Origin of the sequence: Streptomyces sp. XY431 (assembly GCF_001279805.1) — a bacterium.
GTDB lineage: Bacteria > Actinomycetota > Actinomycetes > Streptomycetales > Streptomycetaceae > Kitasatospora > Kitasatospora purpeofusca.
The window spans coordinates 1-3,549 of the sequence record NZ_LGDO01000208.1; the positions used below are offsets into that span (position 1 = coordinate 1).

Annotated in this window: 5 protein-coding genes and 1 pseudogene; 3 read left to right on the forward strand and 3 right to left on the reverse strand. The window is 68.5% G+C overall.

The window, feature by feature from the left end; all coding sequences use genetic code 11:
- Nucleotides 1–82, forward strand: a pseudogene (locus ADK60_RS48145) (transposase); the annotation flags it as partial.
- Between the two features lie 10 nt (nt 83–92).
- Here ADK60_RS48145 and ADK60_RS20570 read toward each other — a convergent pair.
- Together ADK60_RS20570 and ADK60_RS20575 are read right to left on the reverse strand one after the other, a co-directional pair.
- Nucleotides 93–380: a hypothetical protein gene (locus tag ADK60_RS20570; protein WP_159400512.1), complete on the reverse strand. Its 288-nt coding sequence runs from the start codon at nt 378–380 to the stop codon at nt 93–95.
- Complete coding sequence (locus ADK60_RS20575) at nt 364–858, reverse strand: hypothetical protein (RefSeq protein WP_053647971.1); 495 nt, start codon at nt 856–858, stop codon at nt 364–366. Before ADK60_RS20575 ends, ADK60_RS20570 begins: the two co-directional genes overlap by 17 nt.
- 233 nt (nt 859–1,091) lie before the next feature.
- Between ADK60_RS20575 and ADK60_RS20580 the strand changes: the two genes are divergently transcribed.
- Nucleotides 1,092–1,847, forward strand: a complete 756-nt coding sequence (locus tag ADK60_RS20580; RefSeq protein ID WP_234371184.1) for a helix-turn-helix domain-containing protein — start codon at nt 1,092–1,094, stop codon at nt 1,845–1,847.
- A gap of 14 nt (nt 1,848–1,861) precedes the next feature.
- Nucleotides 1,862–2,422 carry a class IV adenylate cyclase gene (gene cyaB, locus ADK60_RS20585; RefSeq protein ID WP_053647973.1) on the forward strand — a complete coding sequence of 187 codons (561 nt, stop codon included), beginning with the start codon at nt 1,862–1,864 and terminating at the stop codon, nt 2,420–2,422.
- A gap of 646 nt (nt 2,423–3,068) precedes the next feature.
- Here cyaB and ADK60_RS20590 read toward each other — a convergent pair.
- Nucleotides 3,069–3,549: hypothetical protein (locus tag ADK60_RS20590; RefSeq protein WP_234371185.1), on the reverse strand; the 481-nt coding region annotated here is incomplete at its 5' end.

The window sequence follows — 3,549 nt, forward strand, 5'->3', positions numbered from 1 at the left end:
ACGCCTGCAGTACCGGCCCGATACCCTCGACGGCTTCATAGCCGGCACCGGCCTGACCCTCGACACTCCAACCTCACCCTGACAAGCCGAAGTCAGTAGCGCCAGATGGTCAGCAGCAGCACGCACACCACGACGACGGCCGCGACCGAGACAGCTGCGGCGGCCGTCAGCTGCGGCGAGTCGCGACCGGGCGGAGTCGCCCTGTCCGTCCCGTCTTCGTCTTCGCAGTGCAGGACGAGCGCAGTGCACGAAGTGAGGTCCACGATGAAGTAGCCCCACGACCAGGAGCGACAGTTGACGCACCGGCCTACCTCGACGCGGGCCGTGTCCGGCGCGGGCATCGGTTCGTTGTCGGCGAGGCTTTCAGGACGCCTGGGCATGGCCGGCCTTCCCCTGGTAGTCGCCGCGGGCCACCTCTCGGCTGATCCAGGACTGGGCGCTCGCCTCGATACCCCACCGCAGGACGACCTCCTTCTCGCGGACCGGCCCGCCCGTCTTGCTGTCCATCACCACCCACAGGCCCGGATTCCGTCCCCGCGGCGGCTCCTGCACCACCCGGTACCGCGCGGCGTGCCTCTGTCTGGCGGTCCTGCCGTCGCCGCGGCGGACCCGGATCGTCATCCGCGTCTCCGGAAGCTGGACCGGGAAGTCAAGCGTCCCGCCATCGAGCGCCGCCTCGACCATCTCGGTTGCCCCGGTGCCGAAAAGCAGCTTCAGGGCGGCGTGCTGCTGGTCTCCGAGGTTGAGGCCCCGGACGGTCTGCCAGACCTCGGTCAGCGCCGCCACCGGTGGCAGAGCCGTCGGGGACAGGAGGTCCCCGACGCTCACGGTCCAGTCCTCATCGCTGGTCAAGGCCATGTGTCCTCCTTGGTGCCTTGGCGACCGCAGCGGCATCCGAGCTGCACCGCTCCCTGACGAGATTCGGGTAACGCAGCGCACACCTCGATACCCGGACGGTAATCTCACTGTGAGATGACACAGAGACAGGACTGCTGCTGTGGCGACTGCGCTCGAACCGATCCGACTACCTGACCCGGGCCTGGCAGAACTCCGAGGTCCGCGGGCTGCTTCGGGACCGGGATATCGCTGGCGTGTTCCGGTGGGTCCAGCACCACAGCGGTGCCAGCCAAGCGCGGATTGCCGCTCAGGTCGGCATGACCCAGAGTCGAGTCAACGAGATCATGAACCGGCGCCGGGAGGTCGTCCGACTCGATGTGTTCGAGCGCATCGCGGACGGCCTGAACATGCCAGCGGATGCACGACGACTGCTCGGCCTGGCCCCGCAGCGAGAAAGCCGGGCGCCCGGCGCCGCGTTCGACCTCGCAGCCTTCCCGGAGATCGTCCGTGTCTACTCCGACCAGGCATCCGCAGCAGCCGAGATCCAGCGCACTGCCCGGTCCGCTGGCGAGATCGACCTGCTCGCGGTTCGGGGTCTGGGGCTCCTCGGCCTCCGTGACTCGTTGCTCCGTCCTCACCTCGAACGCGGCGCCGACGCCAGGCCGCGATTGAGGGTGCTTCTTCTGCATCCCGAAGCGCCGGCCGTTGCGGACCGCGCGAGGGAGATCGGCGAGTCTGCGGAATCGCTCTCCAGCGGGATCCTGCTTGCCGAGGCTCGGCTGCGTGAGCTGGCCGAGGTGGGACATGTCGAGGTCTACCGCTACCGAACCTTGCCGGTCTGGCGCACGATTCGCCTCGATGCCACCCTCTATGTCAGCTCGTTCCACAGCGGTTGGGAGGGACACGAGTCGGCGACCTATAAAGTGCTCGCCACCCCATACGGTCCCTTTTTCGCCGGGTGGCGTCGGCAGCTCGACGCCATGGCGACGGAGGCCGAACGGATCATCTGACGAAGGGACGAGCGATGGCGATCGAGGCGGAGCTGAAAGCGGTAGTCCGGGATCCGGAGCACCTCCTCAAGGCCCTTGAGGAGCGGTATGGGGTCGGTCGCGCCGAGGTGTACCGCAATACCTACTACGACGCCCCGGACGGCTCGTTGATGGGTGAGGACCGGGAACTACGGATCCGCACCGTACACGGGCCGGACGACACCCGAACCGTCCTGACCTACAAGGGCGCTCGTGTCGATGTGGCCTCCGGGTCCAAGCCGGAGGCCGAGACCAGGGTCGAAGATGCCGAGGCTGCACACGAGATCGTCCGTGCGCTCGGATTCGTTCCGCGCATTCAGTTCGAGAAGCGGTGCCGCAACTACGACTTCACGGAGAACGGTCGGACGTTCCTCGCAACCCTGGTCCGTGTCCCTGAGATCGACGGAACGTTCGTCGAGCTGGAGACTGCTGCCAGCACCGACGACCTCTCCGAGGCGCTGGCCAGTGTGCGCTCGGTTCTCGCCTCGCTCGGCATCAACGATGCGGACCTGACGACCGAGCAGTACACGGACGCGGTGTCCGCTGCTCGGCCGTAGCCGTAGCCGTTGCCAGTTCGGCCGTCTGCGCCCGGGCAGGTCCCGCTCGTCGGTATGGTCCCCCTCAACACTTTGAGCATCCCCGGGGGGCCTCCCCGCAGGCGCAGCCGTGGATACGGCAACCGCACCCCTCGCAGGGGTGTCCTCCCCGCAGGCGCGGGGGTCAGCCGCCGACCGCGAGCAGCAGCTCGCGCACCGCCGGGTCCTCCCCGCAGGCGCGGGGGTCAGCCGGTCACAGGGAACACCTGAGATGCGCAGCGGGCGTCCTCCCCGCAGGCGCGGGGGTCAGCCGGCCACCGCGGCCGACGTCCTCGCCCGGGTGAAGTCCTCCCCGCGTCCGCGGGGGTCAGCCGAAGGACTGGAAGACCCTCATCCCCTTCGCCAGGTCGTCCTCCCCACGTCCGCAGGGGTGATCCCTGCTCCCGGGCAGCGCCGACGTCGACCAGGTGCTGCTTCCCGCGTTCGCGGGGATGATGCCTTGAGCACGTTGCCGATCCAGCCCGGCAGGGTCTGCTCCGCGCAGGCTGGGGTGAGCCGTTGAGCAGTCAGCCGACGGGCCCGCGCGCTGGTCCTCCTCGAGGATCGGGAAGCCGGCCGTACTCGTGATCAGGAGCAGCCGGTAGTTCGGTGGTCGCGGATTGGACGGTCAGAAGCTCCAGCTGTACAGGTGAGCGTCTGTGCTCACCGCGAGCGCTGCGAGCCGGGCGACTCCTTGCAGGACTGCCGGCAGATCGTCGTCGGTCGTCTCGTCGCCGTCGTGGGACCTGATCCTGGTGGTCCAGCGGTCGGCGAGCTCCTCCAGTTCCGTGGGGCCGGCGTCGGCCAGCGCCCGGGTCAACCGCTGTGGCAGCGCGAACACCTCGATGCCGTCGTTCAACGGGGCGGTGACCCACTGCGGCCACCGCCCGTGGAGCTGCTCGGGTGTCGGGACCCCGGCCGAGGGCTCCTCGAAGTACGTGTCCCACTCGGCAATGGCACCGTCAGGTTCGACGAAGCGGCAGGTCACGGACTCGAATCCTGGCCCGGGACGCCGCCCGCGCATCGCCGCGACAGCCTCATCGTCGGGCGCGAGGAAGAACACTATGTCGTGAGCCACCACAGCATGATGGCAAAGGACAAAGAAGCAC

Excerpts from the sequence above, each read along its gene's own strand:
- cyaB (WP_053647973.1), top strand. The coding sequence starts at position 1,862 with ATGGCGATCGAGGCGGAGCTGAAAGCGGTAGTCCGGGATCCGGAGCAC.
- ADK60_RS20575 (WP_053647971.1), bottom strand. The coding sequence starts at position 858 with ATGGCCTTGACCAGCGATGAGGACTGGACCGTGAGCGTCGGGGACCTC.
- ADK60_RS20570 (WP_159400512.1), bottom strand. The coding sequence starts at position 380 with ATGCCCAGGCGTCCTGAAAGCCTCGCCGACAACGAACCGATGCCCGCG.